This window comes from Enterococcus sp. DIV0840, from assembly GCF_050527835.1.
In the GTDB taxonomy this organism is placed as follows: Bacteria; Bacillota; Bacilli; order Lactobacillales; family Enterococcaceae; genus Enterococcus_L; species Enterococcus_L ureasiticus.
On record NZ_CP172876.1, the window covers coordinates 3,305,387 to 3,323,467 of the forward strand.

Below are 18,081 nucleotides of genomic sequence, written 5' to 3' on the forward strand. Positions count from 1 at the left end.
ATTGACTTTTGGAAAGAATACGATTTCACTAAAAAAATCAAACGGCTCTCCCTTTCAAGGTCTGCCAATATAAATAAAAAACAAAGTACAACAAGACGATTATTCACCTTGTGTACTTTGTTTTATTTTTACTCTAAGCCTGAACAGCATATTTCCTTGCAAACCCGTTCATACTTGGCAACACGATCCCTACCATATTCAGACTAAAAATCACTCCGCCGATTGCCCATGAAAGCAGCTCACCTTTACTCATAATAGGAACGATCATTGATAACCACAACATAGTCGTTAATCCGACAGCTATTATAAAAAATAATGTTCCATTATATTTTTTCACTTTTGTAATAAAGACATCTTTATAAAAACGGTACTCCATGTAAATGACAAAGGTTTCTGCTACTATCACTACAAGTACCTGAACTAGAAGTAAACTACTTTTCGGGAATGGTGAACCAAATAATGTCATAATTAGATCCAGTACTATCACCAGCACTGGCAATAAAATCGTGCGCCATTTCCTATTCAAGATGTTATAGTATTCCCAAAATGATTTTGTTGAATACAGTTTAGCTTTTGTTCCATATTTTCTTCATACATACCAGTATCCTCCTTTTTTCAGTTAAATTCTCCTTTTTCCTAATAATATAAATAGTAGCACATCAAAATAAAAGATTCTATGTCTTTGAAGAATGTATTAATGGTTCTCTAGCATCCCTTGTTTCGACAAATAATCATGCGCAACCGTCGCTGGATCTTTTTGTTCCACATTGACAAGGTAGTTCATCTCACTCATTTCTTCTTCTGTGATCTTACCAACCAAAGGCTGCAATAGTTCTTTTAATTCTAAATACTTCTCAAGCGTTTCAGCTTTCAGCAATGGTGCACCTTGATAGGGTGGAAATAGCTGTTTATTATCTTTTAAAATCACCAAATCATACTGCTTCAATTCGCTATCAGTCGAATAAGCATCCACCACGTTGACATCGCCATTATTAATTGCTTGGTAACGTAACGATGGCTCCATCGACTTCACATCGAAATTCAAGTTATACAGTTTTTGCAACCCTTTATAGCCATCTTCACGATCGATAAATTCTAGCGTAAAACCAGCTTTTAGCTGACTTTCAACTTTTTTCAAATCTTCGATTGTTTTCAATCCATTTTCTTCTGCAAATGAACGTTTAACCGCAACAGCATAGGTATTTTCATAACGCATTGGTTCTAGATAATCCATATTTTCTTGTTTTTTGATTTGATCTCGTGCATATTCGTATACTTCTCTTGGATCATTAGAAGTGTTCTTATTGTCCTTCAAAAAGGTTTCAAGAACTGTTCCAGTAAATTCAGGATAGACATCGATTTCACCAGATTTTAGTGCGTTAAATAGGAAACTGGTTTTCCCGAAGTTTGATTTTAGGTTTACGTGGATATCGCTGTTTGCTTCGATCAATTCTTTATACATGTTGATCAAGATATCTGGCTCTGCACCTAATTTTCCTGCTACTGTGATTTCTTTTTGTTCTGCTTCTTGATGGGTGTAGACAAACGAGCCAACTAATAACGCAAGTAAGACCATAAATGCCGCTACGATGCGTTTTACTGTTGCTTTCTCTAATAAATGAATCCCAAAGTTAAACAAGACCGCCAAGACAGCAGAAGAAATGGCACCGATCAAGATCAGGTACACATTATTTCGGTCGATTCCTAGTAAGATGAACGTTCCTAGTCCTCCTGCGCCAATCAGTGCCGCAAGCGTTGCGGTACCAATAATCATCACTGTCGCCGTACGAATCCCTGAAATGATATACGGCAAGGCTAATTGCAGCTCAAATTTGATTAGTTTTTCTCGTTTATTCATTCCAAAAGCTTCGGCCGCTTCTTCTAAGGAAGGATCGATTTCTGTCAGACCTGTATAGGTATTTTGCAAAATCGGAAATAGCGCATAAATCACTAATGCAACAATTGCTGGTGGACTGCCGATGCCGATAACCGGAATCAATAAACCAAGTAAAGCCAATGAAGGAATGGTTTGGAAAATACCCGTAATTTGTAAAACAAATTCAGCGACTTTTTTATAATTCGTCAATAAAATTGCTAATGGAATTGCGATAAGAATTGCAATCAGTAATGACAGTAAGGATAGTTGGATATGCTCGACGACGGCTTGAATAAAGTCTTCTTTACGAGCAACGAATGTTTCAATCAGTTTTCCCATATTATTGATCACCTTTTTCTATCTTCGTCTCTAAGAAGCGTAAAATCGTTCGATCTGTGATTTCACCGATAGGTCCTTTCTCGTCAACTAGTACAACCGTTTTTCCATCTACCAGTAAGCGAATCACTGTTGGTAAATCTGTACCTAAATTCACGGTTGTTTCACTATCTACTTGTCCATCTTCTATAAAACCAGATGCTAATAAGTCTTCTGCACAATAATTTTCCAAGTTGGCGTGTTCATTTTGGAAAAACTGTGCCACAAATTCATTAGCTGGGTGGCTTTTGATTGCTTCTGGTGTATCTGTTTGAACGATTTTACCCTCTTTCATCACACAAATTCGATCGCCTAAAAGTAAGGCTTCATTCATATCATGGGTGACGAAAACAACAGTGCTGGCTAACTCTTTATGCAGTTCTTTGATCAACAATTGTAATTGCCCTCTTGAAATCGGATCTAATGCACTAAAGGGCTCATCCATTAAAATAATATCTGGTTTGGCTGCAATCGCACGTAAAATTCCAATACGCTGTTGTTCCCCACCAGATAGTTCAGCTGGTTTTCGGTGAAGATATTCTTCTGGTGGTAAGCTAACTTTTCTTAGTAATTCTTCTGTTCTTTCTCGTCGTTTGGCTTTGCTCCAGTGTTTCATTTCTGGAATCAATTCGATATTTTCAGCAACTGTCAGATTCGGGAAAAGCGCGATTTGTTGAAGAACGTATCCTATTGTTAAGCGTAATTCTTTTAGATTGTAATCAATCAGTCTTTGATCGTTAAAATAGATATCGCCGTCTGTTGGTTCAATCAAGCGATTGATCATTTTTAACGTGGTTGTTTTTCCACTTCCACTTGGACCGACTAAGACAAAAAATTCTCCATCTTCAATTGAGACATCGAAGTCTTCTAATACTAATTGGTCGTTGTATTTTTTTGATACGTTTTGAAAATTAATCATTTGTTCACCTCATTTTTTCTTGTATGCACGTACTATTTATCTTTAGGTAATCTTTCACTATTTTAAGTATGTTTATAAGTATACTTGAAAATGTCCGATGTTTCTAACGACTTGTTTCTATTGTACAGAAAAAAACCTGACAACTGTCTGTCAGGTTTTCAAATTTGTTTTCAAATTATAGTAGCACAGCTTATTTCGCCAAACGATTAATCGCATCCGCATAAATTGCTGTTGCACGGAATAAATCATCCAATGCCATAAATTCATTAGCTTGATGCATTGTATCGGTATAACCAGGGAACATTGCGCCGTACGCCACACCACGTTTTAGTAAACGTCCGTAAGTTCCGCCGCCGATGATTTGTTCATGGCCTTTTTGACCAGTATGATCTTCATAAACTTGTAATAACGTTTCAACCAATGGATCATCTGCTGGCACATAATGTGGTTCTTGGTTGCGTCCACCTTGAACGATTTCTGCACCGATCGCGCCTGCTGTCGCTTTTACGCCAGATTGTAAATCTGCTGCAGTTATGCCTTTAGGGTAACGGAAATTCAAGCTCATAAAGTTGCCTTCTTCAGCATCTTTCTTGAAGACGAATAAACCAGCGTTCATTGTCAGTTTACCCATTTTAGCATCTTCAAAGGCTACGCCTAATTTTTCACCATAAAAATCTTCGTGAACAAGTGTTGCTGCAACTTGGATAAATTCTTTCGCTGCACCAGCAAATCCGTAGCTGTTTAAGAATAATGCTAAGAATGTCGCTGCATTGATCCCAGATTGCGGGCTAGCACCGTGTGCACCTTTTCCTACAACTTTGATCGTAACCGTTGTGCCATTGGCTTCTAACGTACCAGAAATCGGTTCTTCATCGACAAAAACGCTAAATGCGCCTTGCATTTTTCCAGCAGCTTCGGCAGTTGGAACAGTAATCACAGCAGTCGCTGTACCTGGAACCATGTTTTCACGCAAACCAGCATTAAAACTTTCTAAACCATATTCGCCTTCGCTTGATCCGCCAAAACGAGCATATAAAGAGACATTCCCTTTTTCACCATTGATGATCGGAAATTCTGCATCTGGAGAGAAACCAAAGTCTGGTTTTTCTTCGTGTTTGAAGTAATAATCCATATCGCCCCAGCCGCTTTCTTCGTCACTACCAACGACAAAGCGAACTTTTTTAGATAATGGTAAACCTAAATCTTTGATGATTCTTAATGCATAATAGGCGGCCATACTTGGGCCTTTATCATCACTCGAACCACGGGCAAAGATTTTGCCGTCTTTAATTACTGGCTCATAAGGATCTGTATCCCAGCCGTCACCAGCAGGTACAACGTCCATATGTCCGAAAATCCCTAGTGTTTCGTCGCCTTCGCCATATTCGATATGTCCGGCATAGTTATCAACGTTTTTCACAACAAAACCATCACGTTCGCCATACGCTAACATATGTTTTAAGCCAGCTACAGGACCAGGTCCAAATGGTGCATCTGGTGTTACTTTAGAGTCATCACGCTCACTGTTGATGCGTAATAAATTTTGTAAATCTTCTAATAGTGCATCTTTACGTGCGTCTACTTCTTTTTGCCAATCAATTGTCATTTTTTAGTCACTCCAATTCATTATTCTACCTTCTCATCATACCACTAACTCGCTTAAAAGAAAAAGGCGGGAACAGTTTTTTTCCGTAATATTTTGCTCTTCATTCGAAACAGATTTATACTGAAGGTAAATCATTAAAGGAGAATGCTCAGATGGAAGAACTATCACAAGAAGATTTGACGACTGTAATCAAGACTCGTCCACAAAATTCTCACAAAGGAAACTTTGGCCGTTCTGTTTTGATCGGCGGAAATAACATGTACGGCGGGGCGATCATCATGAGTGCGGAAGCTTGTATCAATTCGGGTTCTGGCTTAGTTTCAGTCATTACAGCAGAAAAAAATCACACAGCCCTTCACGCTCGTTTACCTGAAGCAATGGTGCTAGATTGGACGTTCACTCAAGAATTCAGTGATTTAATCGAGACAGCGGATGTCATTTTGATTGGACCTGGTTTAGGTTTAGACACTCATAGTCGGCAAATGTTAGAAAAAGTCTTACAACACCAAAAATCAGAACAGTGGCTCGTGATCGACGGATCAGCCATTACGTTATTTGCCCAAAATCATTATTCATTAAACTACCCAAAACAAGTGGTGTTCACACCTCATCAAATGGAGTGGGAACGGCTAAGCGGACTTAAAATTATTGATCAAACTGCTGCAAACAACCAAGCTGTACAAAAGCAATTAGATGCAACAATTATTTTAAAAAGCCACCGAACAGAAATTTATACTGCCTCTTCACAGTATAGAAATCCATTAGGAACTCCAGCTATGGCAACTGGTGGAATGGGCGATACACTGGCTGGGATGATCACTGGCTTTCTGGCACAGTTTCAAGAAAAAGAAGCAGCTATTTGCGCTGCTGTTTATCTTCATAGTTTGATTGGAGAAGAGTTGGGAAAAGAAAGATGCGTAGTATTACCAACTGAAATCAGTAAAAAATTACCTTATTACATGAAAAAAGCAGAGGAAAAACGATAATCATTTTTCCTCTTCTTTATTTTCTAGAAATCCTGTTTGTAAAATCCCCATGTAAATCTCTGCTCGTTCTGCTAGAAATTGCATTTGTTTGACCTCGGTTACTTCTGGATGAGCTTTTAAAAACTGCAAACTCTCCACCGAGACTTGGTTAAAAATACCTAATACTAGCTGAATAACATCTTGCTGTACAATTTCCTTTTTTATAGGCAACTGTTCGATGATGCCGGTCAAAAGTTGATGTACGATTTCCATATTCTCATCCATGTATTGTGCTAACTTTTCTTGAATTTCATTAGGTAAACTATACTTTTGTGCATACGCTGCAATCAATAAATGAATGTAATCAGGATATTCCTGTTCTAATTTTATTTTATACCGCGTCGATACGACAACCACTTCTACCAAGTCCGTATATTGCTTTGTAAATAAATCGCTTGATTGTTCAATTAGAAAATCAATCACACGGCTGATCGTACGTTCATACAATACTTGTTTTTTTCCAAAATAATGAAAAATCAAGCCTTTAGACACCCCAGCATCACGTGCTATTTCATCTGTATTTGCTTTTTGGTAGCCATACGTTGCGAACTGCTTTAATGCCGCTTGTAAAATTCGCTCGTATTTTTGCTGATCGATATTGATTTCTTTCACTAGACTTTCAGATCCTTCCGTTGATAAACCCTATATGTTGCACCTAGGAATAAAACAATCAGAAGACTCAATAAAATGACATTTCCAGCAGATAACCCCTTATCCAACAAGTTACCTGGAATCCCCATATGTGTGGGAGAGAGATTTTTTGCCCAACTAAATGAGTCATTCAAATCGGAAAAAATTCCAATTAAGTAAAAACCAAAAACAATACCTAACGAAATACTGGTACTTTGTTTGCTGGATTTTAAAAAGGTTGAAACAAAGAAGCCTAGCGTTAGGAAAAATAGTAAAATCAAACTTTCTTGCATAAAGATCTTACTAATTTCTCTAGTGATCGTCGCAACCGAATCAGTCGATTGACGATAGAGTAATGTGGAAACTAAAGAAACACCCAGTGACATCAACCAGAAAACCGCTAAAATAAATAGATTCCCTACAAATTTGCTTGTAACGATTCCTTTGCGTGTCACAGGTTGCGCATATAAAAACTCAATTGTGCCATCGGTTTCTTCTTTGATCAGCGCTTGGCTTCCTAGCATCATGGCATAAATGGACGCTGCCAAAAACATATATTGAAAATAATAACCGAAGAAACCCGTTGCGACTAAAAAGCTTGTTTGTCCGTTTACGCTGATATTGAAAGTTTTTAACAATGACGGAGACAGCCCATCTAGTTTTGCACCTAGAAGATCCTCCATAGCTGAACTATGCATTTGAGGGTAGACTGCACTAAAGCCAAAAATAATAACAGCAAATAAAATAGTCCAAATGATCAACCCTTTTACTAAAGACTTACTTTCGATTTTAGCTGTAATCATTTTCCATCTCCTCCTTCGTACAACGCCATAAACTGATCTTCCAATTCAGGATTTGTGATCGTAAAATCTTTAATTGAAGAATCCGCTAATAACGGTAAGATTTCATGTAGATCTCCCTCATACAATAAACGAGTTTCGTTTCCTTGGTGTTTTAAAATAGCTGCGCCCATTTTTTCAAATATAGATAACGGGATATGATCCCCAATCAATGTAATGACTTTACCTAATGATTTTTCTTTTGTAATATCTTGAACGGTAATAATTTTTCCTTGTCGAATAAACGCTGCTCGGTGCGCATGTTGTTGGACTTCATTTAAATCATTGCTGGATAAAAAGATCGTCATGCCCTTTTGATTGTACTTTTCTAACTCTTCAAACAAACGATGCTGCATTAGTGGATCCAACCCATTCGTCGGTTCATCTAAAATCAGTAACTCTGGATTAGGTAAAATTCCTGCAGTGATGGCGATTTTCTTTTTGTTTCCCAAAGACAGATCAGACATTTTTTTCTGAGCATCGATATCGAATAACTCAATAAAATAATCGATTTGCTTTTTACTATCCTTTAGCTGATGAAACTCCGCCACATATTTAAGCACTTCAACCGTTGTCATATTTGGATAAAAGCGGACATCACTTGATACATAACCCGTTCGCTTGCGAATTTCTTTCGCGTCTTTAATACTGTCCAAACCAAGTAAAGTAGCCGTTCCTTGATCTGGGTAAATGAAATTCAACATGGCCTTGATCGTTGTTGATTTTCCAGCTCCATTGGGACCGATAAAACCGTAGATTTCGCCTTTTTCTACTGATAGCTCTACTTGATCGATGGCTGGTTGTTTTTTATATAATTTGGTCAATCCTTTAAGTTCAATGGCATGCATTTTATTATTCCTCCTCATTGACTAACTAGTCAATTGAAGTATATCTCTATCTTGACTGAAGGGCAAAGAAAATGTGATGGAAACCTTGTTTTAAAACAAAATAATCGCTTCTATCACATTTTTTTATTGGTTTATCTTCAATTTTTCAAGCTCTTCCTCAGTCAAAATACGATATTCTCCTAAAGCCAGTTCTTCATCTAGCCATAGACTTCCCATCCGCAATCGTTTCAGATAGACAACTTTTTTGTCGACTGCTTCAAACATGCGCTTGACTTGATGAAATTTTCCTTCTTGAATAATCAGGCGGATTTCTGAGGTTTCATTCGTTTCATCCACCGATTCAATCATTAACTGACTGGGTTTGACTTGTTCCTTATTTGTTAATGCAAATCCCGCCGCAAAATGGCGAACATCTTCTTCTGTCACGATTCCTTGAACTTGTGCAAAATATTCTTTATCAACGTGCTTTTTGGGTGATAATAATTGATGGGCAAGCTGACCGTCATTTGTTAACAAAAGTAACCCCTCTGTATCTTTATCTAAACGACCAACAGGAAATAAATCTTCGCGATAATCTTCATTTTTCAATAAGTCGATCACTGTTTGATCCCATTTGTCTTCTGTTGCTGAAATCACGCCTTGCGGTTTATGCAGCATATAATAATAATATTTTTGATAGGTCAATTGTTCTCCAAGAAACTTAATAACATCTTGCTTTTCATCAATCTGTGTTTTCCCATCTTTAATGACCTCTTGATTTACAGTTACCAAACCTTTTTTCAGCAATTGCTTTGATTCTTTACGACTACCGACTCCAGTTTCTGCAAGAAATTTATCTAAACGCATATGATCCTCCTAATTTAAAAGCGTAGCGGGCTCGTCCTGCTACGACTGAAAAATAGGGAAATAGGACTGAGGTGCTTTTTACCTCATTCCTATTTCATCTTTTTTCCGAGGAGCAAGCCCGAGAAGCTAGATATGACTAAAAACTGAACAGGCTCGTTCTGCCTTGACAGAAAAATAGGAAAAATTGAGGATGGCGCTTTTTGCCGCAATCTATTTTTTCTTTTTCCCTAAAGGCTAGCCTGAAAAGCTAGATATAACAATAGCGGAACATTTCGTTCCGCTACTGGTTTCGTTCTATTTCATTTTCAACTTACGACGAATTTTGCCCACACCTGCTCCTAATAATTTATCTGCTAAGCGCAGTTTAAGTGTGATATAGCCGTATACCGCTCCACCAAATGATGCCACAAATAAAATGATCACAAAAGATTGGAACTTACGGGTGGGGTCTAAGAATAGGTACAAGAATTGTCTCATGATGATCGCAGCAACCATCATAACTAACGTGATCAAGAAAATCAATAAACCGCGTCGTAATGTCAAACCATAATTAAAATGGCTGACTTTTTTGATTTTTCTCATGATCAGTACACATGATAGCGTAAAACCAATCATCGTCGCAATCAATGGACCATATACTTCAAACAAACGCACACTTGGATATTGAACAATCAATTTCAATGCTAAACCTAAGCCAAAGTACTTGATCGCAGCTTTGTTCTCATACATCCCCATCAACATTGTTGACGATAACATGTAAAGTCCCATAAACAAACCTGCAAAACACGCTTGAATCAAGACCGATACACCTAAAGCATCTGGTGCATAAAACATTGTATACAGTGGTTTTGCCAAAACGATCATACCAAATGTCGCCGGCAACATCACAAACATAAATAACTGTAAGTTGTTACTGATTAATTTTGATAAATCTCTATATTTTTTCAAGGTAATCGCTTCAGTGATCAACGGTAATCCCGTAGCTGAGATAGATGTTGCTAAAGCAATCACGACCATTGTCAATTTATCTGGATTTGCATTAAAAATCGCAAATAGTGTTCGTAGCTGACTACCAGAATAAGTCGTAAATGTATTCATAAAATTAGAAAACGTAAATTGATCGACTAATTTAAAGACTGTTACACCTGAACCAACAACAATAAAAGGAAGTGCTTCTTTTAATGTCTCAATCAATAAATCGCGTGTTGACGCTTCATGCTCATTCGCACTATGTTCTGCAAGATAGTCAAACATTGGTTTTTGTTTTTGGAAATAGTAAAACAAAACAATAAGACTTGCCAACATCCCCACAAATGCTGCCAACGTTGATTGTGTTACTGCATCAACATAATTACCATCGATCACCTTCATAATGATAAACGCTGTTAACAACATATAAAAAACACGTGCAACTTGTTCAACGATTTGCGACAAAGCATAAGGCATCATATCTTGATTCCCTTGGAAATAGCCTCGCACTACACTCATACATGGGAAAATCAAAACAGCTAAACTCAACGATCTCATTGTCGGGATCAGTTCTTCTCCCCCACCAGACCATTTTGCCAAAAGTGGCGAGGCCAGATACATAACGATCGCAAAAATGCCCCCTAAAATGGCCATCAATTGAAGAGCTTTATAAAAAAGCTGCCGGCTGATCTTATATTCATTCAATGAATTGTAATAAGAAGTCTGCTTAGCAATAGCGGCAGGAATTCCTGCTGTAGATATTAATAAAAAGAGAGCGTATACGGTATACCCCATTGAAGATAAACTATTCGCTTCATTGGCGTGTTCTCCCATCCATGCATACCATGGGATAATATATACCGCACCCAACAAACGAGAAATTATATTACTAGCTGTCATCCAAGCCGATCCTTTAACCATTTTCTCTTGATTGGTCAAGATCGGTTGATCAGCAGGATTTGGTTGATTTATCATTTAACTCCTCCAACTTTCTTTGAACATGCTTTCTTTATTTTAATTGTTAAATCAAGTATATGCAACGACTTTCTTGAATAAATTAACTTATTTGTATTTTCCTCACAGATTTTGTAAAAAAACAGTCGTTTTCAATTTTAAAATATCTAAAAAGCAAATAAACACTCCGTTTATAACTATTTCTTTTTTATTTATATTCCGAGTAAAAACACCTCAATATCGCTTTAAATCCTTATTTATTTTTTGTATTTTACCAAAATATATTTATTATGTGTTTGTTATTTTAAATAGAGCTTTGATAGTAGAATTAGTTCTTCCTAACTTAATGTTTTCCAAAGATTTTTCTTCCGCTCCTAGCAAGCGCCTTGAAGTTTTGACGTTTAAATTGTATGATGAATTTCTAAAGTTTTCTATCCCAAAAATCTTACATTCAGATTTTAGATACCGCTTGGAGGCATAATGATGACTATTTCTTTAGAAAAAATCCGTGAATGTTTACTCAAAGAACATCTTTTAAAAGAATTCATTTCAGCAGAAGGCTGGTCTTTGACCTTACCTACCTCGTTGAATCATAAAACATTTAATACCGTTTCCTATGACTCCCGTAAAGTAAATGCTGATACACTTTTTTTCTGCAAGGGATTGAATTTCAAATCAGAATATTTAGAAAAAGCCGTCAACTCAGGACTTGACGTTTATGTAGCAGAGCAACCGTATGATGTATCTGCAGCATTAGGAATCATTGTAACAGATATCAAAAAAGCAATGGCTGTTTTAAGTATGGCCTTTTATGATTACCCGCAAAATAAATTAAAGCTGATCGGCTTCACCGGCACAAAAGGCAAAACAACTGCAGCTTACTTTACTAAATTTATTATAGATCAGGCCACCAATAAAAAAACGGCGATGTTGTCCACCATGAATTCTACTTTAGATGGGCAAACTTTTTTCAAATCACATTTAACAACACCTGAATCACTTGATCTTTATCAAATGATGGCAGAAGCGGTTAAAAACAACATGACCCACTTCATCATGGAAGTATCCTCACAAGCCTATAAAACCAATCGAGTATATGGTTTATTTTTCGATGTAGGGATTTTTCTGAATATCACGCCTGACCATATCAGCCCGATCGAACATCCTACATTCGATGATTATTTTTATTGTAAACGTCAGTTGATCAAACATTCAAAAACGATGATTTTAAATCATGAATCTGATCATTTCCAATTATTGAAAGAAACAGCAGAGCTTCATAAAGTCCCTTATCTCGTTTACGGCGATCAATCATCAACAGATGCAGATTATATCTATCAAACGAACCCTGATGACTCACTTGCCTTTTCTATAAGCACAGAGAACGATACATTAGCCGTTTCTGGTGAGTATCACTTACGTTTAGGCGGTGATTTCAATAAAGGGAATGCGCTAAGTGCTGTTCTTGCTAGTGCTCTGGTTGGTGCTACCCGCAAAGATTGTCAGCAAGGGATCAAAGAAACCACTGTTCCTGGTCGAATGGAATTATTAACAAATAAAAATGGCGCAAAAGTCTATGTAGATTATGCACACAATTACGATAGTTTAAAGAATCTTTTAACGTTTGTCAAAGAAGAACATCCTAGTGGTCGCTTAATTGTCGTAATCGGCAGCACTGGAAACAAAGCAATTTCTAGACGAAAAGATTTCGGAACTGTTTTATCTGAACTAGCTGATATTGCTATTTTAACGACAGATGATCCGGCTGATGAAAACCCAGCAGATATCTGCGCTGAGATTGCAGGTCATATCACGACAGATATTCAAATCGAAACCGTACTTGATCGTGGTGAAGCAATCAAAGAGGCCTTGTCTTTGAGCAAACCCGCTGACGCCGTCGTCTTAGCCGGTAAAGGTGCTGACTTATATCAAAAAGTTGGTGGAGAAGATACACCTTATGAGGGTGACTTTTCTATCGCCGAACGTTTAATCCTTGGATAAAAAAAGAAAAAGCGCAAACCAAAACGAATAATTCGCTTTGGTTTGCGCTTTAAATTTGAATAAATAGCGAAAAAAGCGAAACACTTTTATCTCTACTTTTTTTCCTATTTTCAACCCATCAGCATCATTATCAGCGTCATCAATACCAAACTAATCAAAATACTCGCTGAAGACGTAAACCCAACTGTTTCTTCCGGCATTCCAGCTTTGACACTATTGATCACTGAAAATGTCGGCATCGGCGCGACACTCAACACAACTAAAACGATTCTCAACAATGGAGACAATGGAATTACAAAAGCAAATAACAGCGCAAACGCTGCCCCACATAGATAACGCCAAGCCAGAACTTCTTTCACTAAATGTAAGGCTTTTTTAGGTAACCTCAACTCAAAATATAACCCAATCATAAACATCGATAAAAAACCATTTGCTTTGGCGATCATTTCTAAGATCCCCAACAATTCTACAGGCAGTCCAACTTGACAGATCCTCAGTAACAACATCACCATATAGGCTGTAAAAGGCGCTGATTTAAACAAAGACAAAACAATTCTCTTAAGTGTTGTCTCTTCTTTAGCTCCCACTACTTTATCAATCAACAAGGTACTTCCACCTGTCAGCATCACACTATTTCCAATATCAAACATCAAGAGAAATGGCACCGCTAAAGGATAAAAACCTTGAATAAACGGTAAACTAAAATTACCGATATTATATCCTGACATCGAATACATTTGAAATTTCTGTTCTAGAATGGGACGTTTTTTACTTACTCGCCCACCAATCAAAATCACCAAAATATTCAAAAATATCCCCATTATCAACAAGAAAAACAACGTTCCCGAAACAACGACACTGGCTAAACTAACGATAACCGTTGCGGGCAACGTTATATTTACAATAATAACGGATAACATTCCTCCATCCGCTTTACTCAATAAACCGATTCGCTTCATTAGATAACCCAAAAATATGACAAAACAAAACCCAATTGCTTGCACTAAGATTTCTCTCAACCAACTCGCTCCTCACTTATCTACTTCTATCACTAACATAAAGTATAGCAAAAAAATCCTATTCCTCATCGATTTTAACAAAAAAACATCCACGTAAACTTTCTTACGCAGATGTTTGTTCATTTTCATAACCTTAAAATAGCATTATTATCACTTTTTATTCCCAGACAATAGATATTTTCTTGTTAAAAATAACATCAAGCTACCGATAACTAGAAAATACAATGGCATTATAAGCAAAGTTCCGTTGTGAAGTTTACTCATTCCAAACGTGAATAAACTAACCAGCAGATAATAACCTAAACTAAAGAAAGCTCCAGCGGTTCCGATCACATCTTGAAAATCAGTTAATGCTAAACTAAGGCAATTAGGTAAAGCCGTTCCTGTCCCAGTCAGCAAAATGAAAATCCCTATCAACATCAACCAAAACTGAACCATTTCCGGTAGAACATTTGCCGCACTGGCAAAAAACAGAAAAACCGCTCCAAACAACATACATCTGATGCCAATCAGAATGATTTTCTCCGGCTGATAAATCGGCAATAACCGCTTGGACAATAAAGAACCTAGAATTGAAGCCCCAGCCACACCAATGCCTAAAAATCCATACATCGCGGTTGATAAATGAAATTGTTCAATAAAGATAAATGGCGCTTCCGCATAATAACTGAACAACACGCCATTGATCGCCCCTATCAAAAATCCATAAGTCAAAACTTTCGGATTCATTAACAGCCGTTTAACGATAGGCACTAATTTTACTGGTACTCGCTTACTTACTTCAAACGTTTCCGGCAAACGCAAAAACGCATAACAAAAAATCAACACACTCATGAATACTAACACAAGAAAAACTGCCCTAAAGCCCCAATACTGATCAACAATACCGCCAATCAGTGGACCAATTGCCGGGGTAAAGGCAAGTGCTGCAGAAATTTGCGCAAATAATGCATGACGCTGATTACCAGAATAACTTTCACGCAATATCGTTTGAGTGACAACCGATCCTGTGCTAGCACCAAAAGCTTGAACAAATCGAGCTAGCAACAATACTTCGATCGTCTCTGAACGAAAACAAAGAAAGCTGCCAATTCCATAAAACAACAAGCCATAAAGCATAGCCTTACGCCGTCCAATAAAATCAGACAGCCAGCCCCAAAAGAACACACCTAGCGCAAAGGCCAGAAAATAAATACTCAACGTTAACTGAACCATTGCCATCGATGTTTGAAAATCATGCGCAATATCTGGCAGTGACGGAGTAAAAATCGTTTCACTGATCTGTGGAAACCCAACTAAAACAATCAGTAATAATAACGATGGTATACGAGTTTCGATGCTTTTTTTCAAGAAAATTCCTCCTAAATTAAAAGCGGAATGGGCTCGTCCAGCTCTGACTGAAAAATAGGAAAAATTGCCTGAGGTGCTTTTTGCCTCATTCAACTTTTATCTTTTTTCCGAAGCCTTCAATCCTTAGAGCTTTATCTCTTAGGAATTGTCGAGCTCGAAGCAGAGCGCAGCACTAGCCCACTTCCCCAGTTCATTAAATTAAAGGGTTGAAAAAAAACATCTATCTCCGGGAAGCGGCGGGAGCATAATCAATATTAATTTATAGGTATTCATCTGCTGATCACTTCCTTTTCATTTATTTATATGGCCATTTCCCATCTTCCTCATAGTAGCACAAGTCCTACTCTGTTTTCAATTTCAAACGCAACCTAACTCAAGCGTTTAACTTTCCTCTCAAGTCAAACTATTTCTAAAAGTAAAAAAATAAAACATCTTTCAGCCAATTAATGATAAACTTATCCTAAATACATAACAAGCAAATAAACATTCTTATAAAGGAGCTTCGCTCATGAACTTGAAACAATCTATCCCAGCAGACTTCAGTGGTTTTGTTAATATCACATCAAATGATGAATCATTATTATTCGAGGCTTTCGGATATCGAGATCTTCCTAACAAAATAGAAAATACTGTTGATACGATTTTCGGTACAGCATCCGGCGGCAAAGCCTTCATTGCAGTCGCCATCATGAAACTGATCGAAGAAAAGAAAATCGGGATCGATCAACCGATCGACCAAATTCTCTCAAAGAAAATGCCTAATATCGATCCTAATGTCACGGTACATCAGCTACTAAATCATACCTCTGGGGTCGGGGATTATTTTGATGAAGAAGAACTTACTGACTATGCTGAATTATGGGAAGATTTCCCTAATTATAAAATACGCAAAAATAGCGATCTTTTGCCACTGTTTATTGATAAAAAAATGATGGATGTTCCTGGGGGAAAATTTCAATATAACAATACAGGGTACGTTCTTTTAGTAGCAATCATCGAATAACTTACACGCCAAGATTTTGATTGCTATTTGAAGCACGCCATTTTTGACCCAGCTGGTATGACTTCGACTGGTTACTTCGCTTTAGATCGGCTGCCCGCTAATGTTGCGAATGCTTATATTTACGATAAAGAATCAAAGGAATATTACAGCAACATTTACAGTATAGACGTCAAAGGAACTGGTGCTGGCGGTTGTTTCACTACTTTAAAAGACCTTGAACGTTTTTGGCCAACATTGTTTAGTGGAAAGATCATTTCTACACATGCGGTAAATTTGATGCAAACGATACAAGCTTCTGATTATTACGGCTATGGCTTTTGGATCGCTCAAAACAATGAACAACCTTTTCCCTATATGCAAGGGCAAGATCCTGGTATTTCGTTTATCTCTTCTTATGATCGATCCTTAAATCTTACGATTACTATTATGAGCAATTTAGGGCAAAATGTTTGGGCGATGCATAAAGATCTTTCTGCTTGTTTGGCTAAAAAGGATGATTCCTCAAAGGATTGAATCTATTGCAAGACAATATACATCATATAAAAATATTGATTATGCTATTATAATACATAATCTATCACTGACAGTTTCAACAAAATAAAGACTAGGGGGTAATTCAATGGCAAAACGAAAAATTCATAATTGTTTAGATGGCTGTTCGGTAGAATCAACTTTACAGCTAATTTCAGGTAAATGGAAAAGCGTGTTGTTGTACCATTTGATCTTTGAAGGTGCTTATCGTTACAGTGAATTACAACGTTTTGTACCTGGAATTACCAAAAGAATGTTGTCTTTACAATTAAAGGATTTAGAATCGGATGGACTAATCAGTCGGACAGTCTTACAGGAAAAGCCTATAGCTGTAAGCTATTCAGTAACTGATTACGGAAGAACACTGGCCCCTGTCATTGAATCGATGTATGCTTGGGGCAATTCATTTAATTTGCATCAATTAAATACACAATAATCATTTAAATAGTGGTATAAAAAATTACCCCGATTTACACTGATCATTTCTTCCTTTACACTAAAGTCACTTGTTGCTTAGTGCAATAAACTATTAGGTAAAGGCAGGAAGATGAAATGAATAAAACGAATGAAGACAAACGAAAAGAAATTTTAACAGCTTTTGAACACCGCCATGCTACAAAAGCTTTTGATTCAACTAAAAAAATTTCAACAGAAGATTGGGAAACCATTTTAGAAACCGCACGTCTATCTCCAAGCTCATTTGGATACGAGCCTTGGTCGTTTTTACTAATAGAAAATACTCAAGTAAAAGAAGACTTGAAAGAATTTTCTTGGGGCGCTGTCAACAGTTTAAATGGAGCAAGTCATTTTATCATAGCCTTGGCACGTAAAAATGTTACAGCCGAAAGCGCACATGTAAAACATATGGTAGAAGATGTATTTGGCCTACCATTCTCGCCAGACGCTCCACAAACTCAAATGTTCAAACAATTTCAGGTAAAAGATTTTGACTTAAATAGTGAACGTTCCTTGTTCGATTGGGCTTCTAAACAAACATATATCGCATTAGCTAATATGATGACAACAGCAGCCTTACTAGAAATCGAAAGTTGTCCGATTGAAGGATTTAATCGCATTGAAGTAGAAACTTATTTGAGTAAAAAAGGACTTTTAGATACTAGTGAATTTGGTGTTTCTTATATGCTTGGATTAGGTTATCGTACAAAAGAAATACCACTGAAAAAACGTCAAACTACTAATGAAATTCTGACAGCTGTCGAATAAAAAAACTCGTTTCCACATCTTTACTTGAACAGCAAAAAAATCGACTACTCACCTTAGAAACAGTAT

Annotated in this window: 15 protein-coding genes and 1 pseudogene; 5 read left to right on the plus strand and 11 right to left on the minus strand. The window is 37.1% G+C overall.

Annotated elements, in window-relative coordinates:
- Positions 1-133: 133 nt before the first annotated feature.
- From IGL98_RS15835 to pepV, 4 genes are all read right to left on the minus strand, one after another.
- On the minus strand, positions 134-526 hold the full coding sequence (locus tag IGL98_RS15835; RefSeq protein ID WP_206912986.1) for a hypothetical protein: 393 nt from the start codon (positions 524-526) through the stop codon (positions 134-136).
- A gap of 168 nt (positions 527-694) precedes the next feature.
- Positions 695-2,215, minus strand: coding sequence for an ABC transporter permease/substrate-binding protein (locus IGL98_RS15840; RefSeq protein WP_206912994.1), 1,521 nt, complete (start codon positions 2,213-2,215; stop codon positions 695-697).
- A 1-nt stretch (position 2,216) separates the two neighbouring features.
- On the minus strand, positions 2,217-3,170 hold the full coding sequence (locus tag IGL98_RS15845; RefSeq protein ID WP_206841567.1) for an ABC transporter ATP-binding protein: 954 nt from the start codon (positions 3,168-3,170) through the stop codon (positions 2,217-2,219).
- A 190-nt stretch (positions 3,171-3,360) separates the two neighbouring features.
- Positions 3,361-4,776 carry a dipeptidase PepV gene (pepV, locus tag IGL98_RS15850; RefSeq protein WP_206841565.1) on the minus strand — a complete coding sequence of 472 codons (1,416 nt, stop codon included), beginning with the start codon at positions 4,774-4,776 and terminating at the stop codon, positions 3,361-3,363.
- Between the two features lie 152 nt (positions 4,777-4,928).
- Here pepV and IGL98_RS15855 point away from each other — a divergent pair, with 152 nt between their 5' ends.
- Positions 4,929-5,762: an NAD(P)H-hydrate dehydratase gene (locus IGL98_RS15855; RefSeq protein WP_206841562.1), complete on the plus strand. Its 834-nt coding sequence runs from the start codon at positions 4,929-4,931 to the stop codon at positions 5,760-5,762.
- Here IGL98_RS15855 and IGL98_RS15860 read toward each other — a convergent pair whose 3' ends face one another.
- From IGL98_RS15860 to IGL98_RS15880, 5 genes are all read right to left on the minus strand, one after another.
- A complete protein-coding gene (locus tag IGL98_RS15860; protein WP_206912997.1) occupies positions 5,763-6,413 on the minus strand; it encodes a TetR family transcriptional regulator in 651 nt (216 codons plus the stop codon).
- Entirely contained in the window at positions 6,413-7,234 is an 822-nt protein-coding gene (locus tag IGL98_RS15865) for an ABC transporter permease subunit (RefSeq protein WP_206841559.1), read from the minus strand. Before IGL98_RS15865 ends, IGL98_RS15860 begins: the two co-directional genes overlap by 1 nt.
- A complete protein-coding gene (locus IGL98_RS15870; protein ID WP_206841558.1) occupies positions 7,231-8,118 on the minus strand; it encodes an ABC transporter ATP-binding protein in 888 nt (295 codons plus the stop codon). The genes IGL98_RS15865 and IGL98_RS15870 overlap by 4 nt, the downstream gene beginning before the upstream one ends.
- A 123-nt stretch (positions 8,119-8,241) precedes the next feature.
- Complete coding sequence (locus tag IGL98_RS15875; RefSeq protein ID WP_206841556.1) at positions 8,242-8,964, minus strand: pseudouridine synthase; 723 nt, start codon at positions 8,962-8,964, stop codon at positions 8,242-8,244.
- Between the two features lie 294 nt (positions 8,965-9,258).
- Positions 9,259-10,908: a putative polysaccharide biosynthesis protein gene (locus tag IGL98_RS15880; protein WP_206841554.1), complete on the minus strand. Its 1,650-nt coding sequence runs from the start codon at positions 10,906-10,908 to the stop codon at positions 9,259-9,261.
- A gap of 462 nt (positions 10,909-11,370) precedes the next feature.
- Between IGL98_RS15880 and IGL98_RS15885 the strand changes: the two genes are divergently transcribed.
- Entirely contained in the window at positions 11,371-12,888 is a 1,518-nt protein-coding gene (locus tag IGL98_RS15885) for a UDP-N-acetylmuramoyl-L-alanyl-D-glutamate--L-lysine ligase (protein ID WP_206913006.1), read from the plus strand.
- A 110-nt stretch (positions 12,889-12,998) separates the two neighbouring features.
- Here the strand turns inward: IGL98_RS15885 and IGL98_RS15890 are convergent, their stop codons facing one another.
- Complete coding sequence (locus IGL98_RS15890; protein ID WP_206913008.1) at positions 12,999-13,907, minus strand: AEC family transporter; 909 nt, start codon at positions 13,905-13,907, stop codon at positions 12,999-13,001.
- Positions 13,908-14,057: 150 nt separating this feature from the next.
- The gene (locus tag IGL98_RS15895) at positions 14,058-15,257 is read right to left on the minus strand and encodes a multidrug effflux MFS transporter (protein WP_206913017.1); all 1,200 of its coding nucleotides are present in this window, start codon (positions 15,255-15,257) and stop codon (positions 14,058-14,060) included.
- A gap of 508 nt (positions 15,258-15,765) precedes the next feature.
- On the opposite strand from IGL98_RS15895, the pseudogene IGL98_RS15900 reads away from it, so the two are divergent.
- From IGL98_RS15900 to IGL98_RS15910, 3 genes and pseudogenes are all read left to right on the plus strand, one after another.
- A pseudogene (locus IGL98_RS15900) lies at positions 15,766-16,773 on the plus strand (serine hydrolase domain-containing protein).
- A gap of 106 nt (positions 16,774-16,879) precedes the next feature.
- Positions 16,880-17,227 carry a winged helix-turn-helix transcriptional regulator gene (locus IGL98_RS15905; protein ID WP_206841543.1) on the plus strand — a complete coding sequence of 116 codons (348 nt, stop codon included), beginning with the start codon at positions 16,880-16,882 and terminating at the stop codon, positions 17,225-17,227.
- A 116-nt stretch (positions 17,228-17,343) separates the two neighbouring features.
- Positions 17,344-18,015 carry an NAD(P)H-dependent oxidoreductase gene (locus IGL98_RS15910; RefSeq protein ID WP_206913019.1) on the plus strand — a complete coding sequence of 224 codons (672 nt, stop codon included), beginning with the start codon at positions 17,344-17,346 and terminating at the stop codon, positions 18,013-18,015.
- The last annotated feature ends 66 nt before the right edge of the window (positions 18,016-18,081 follow it).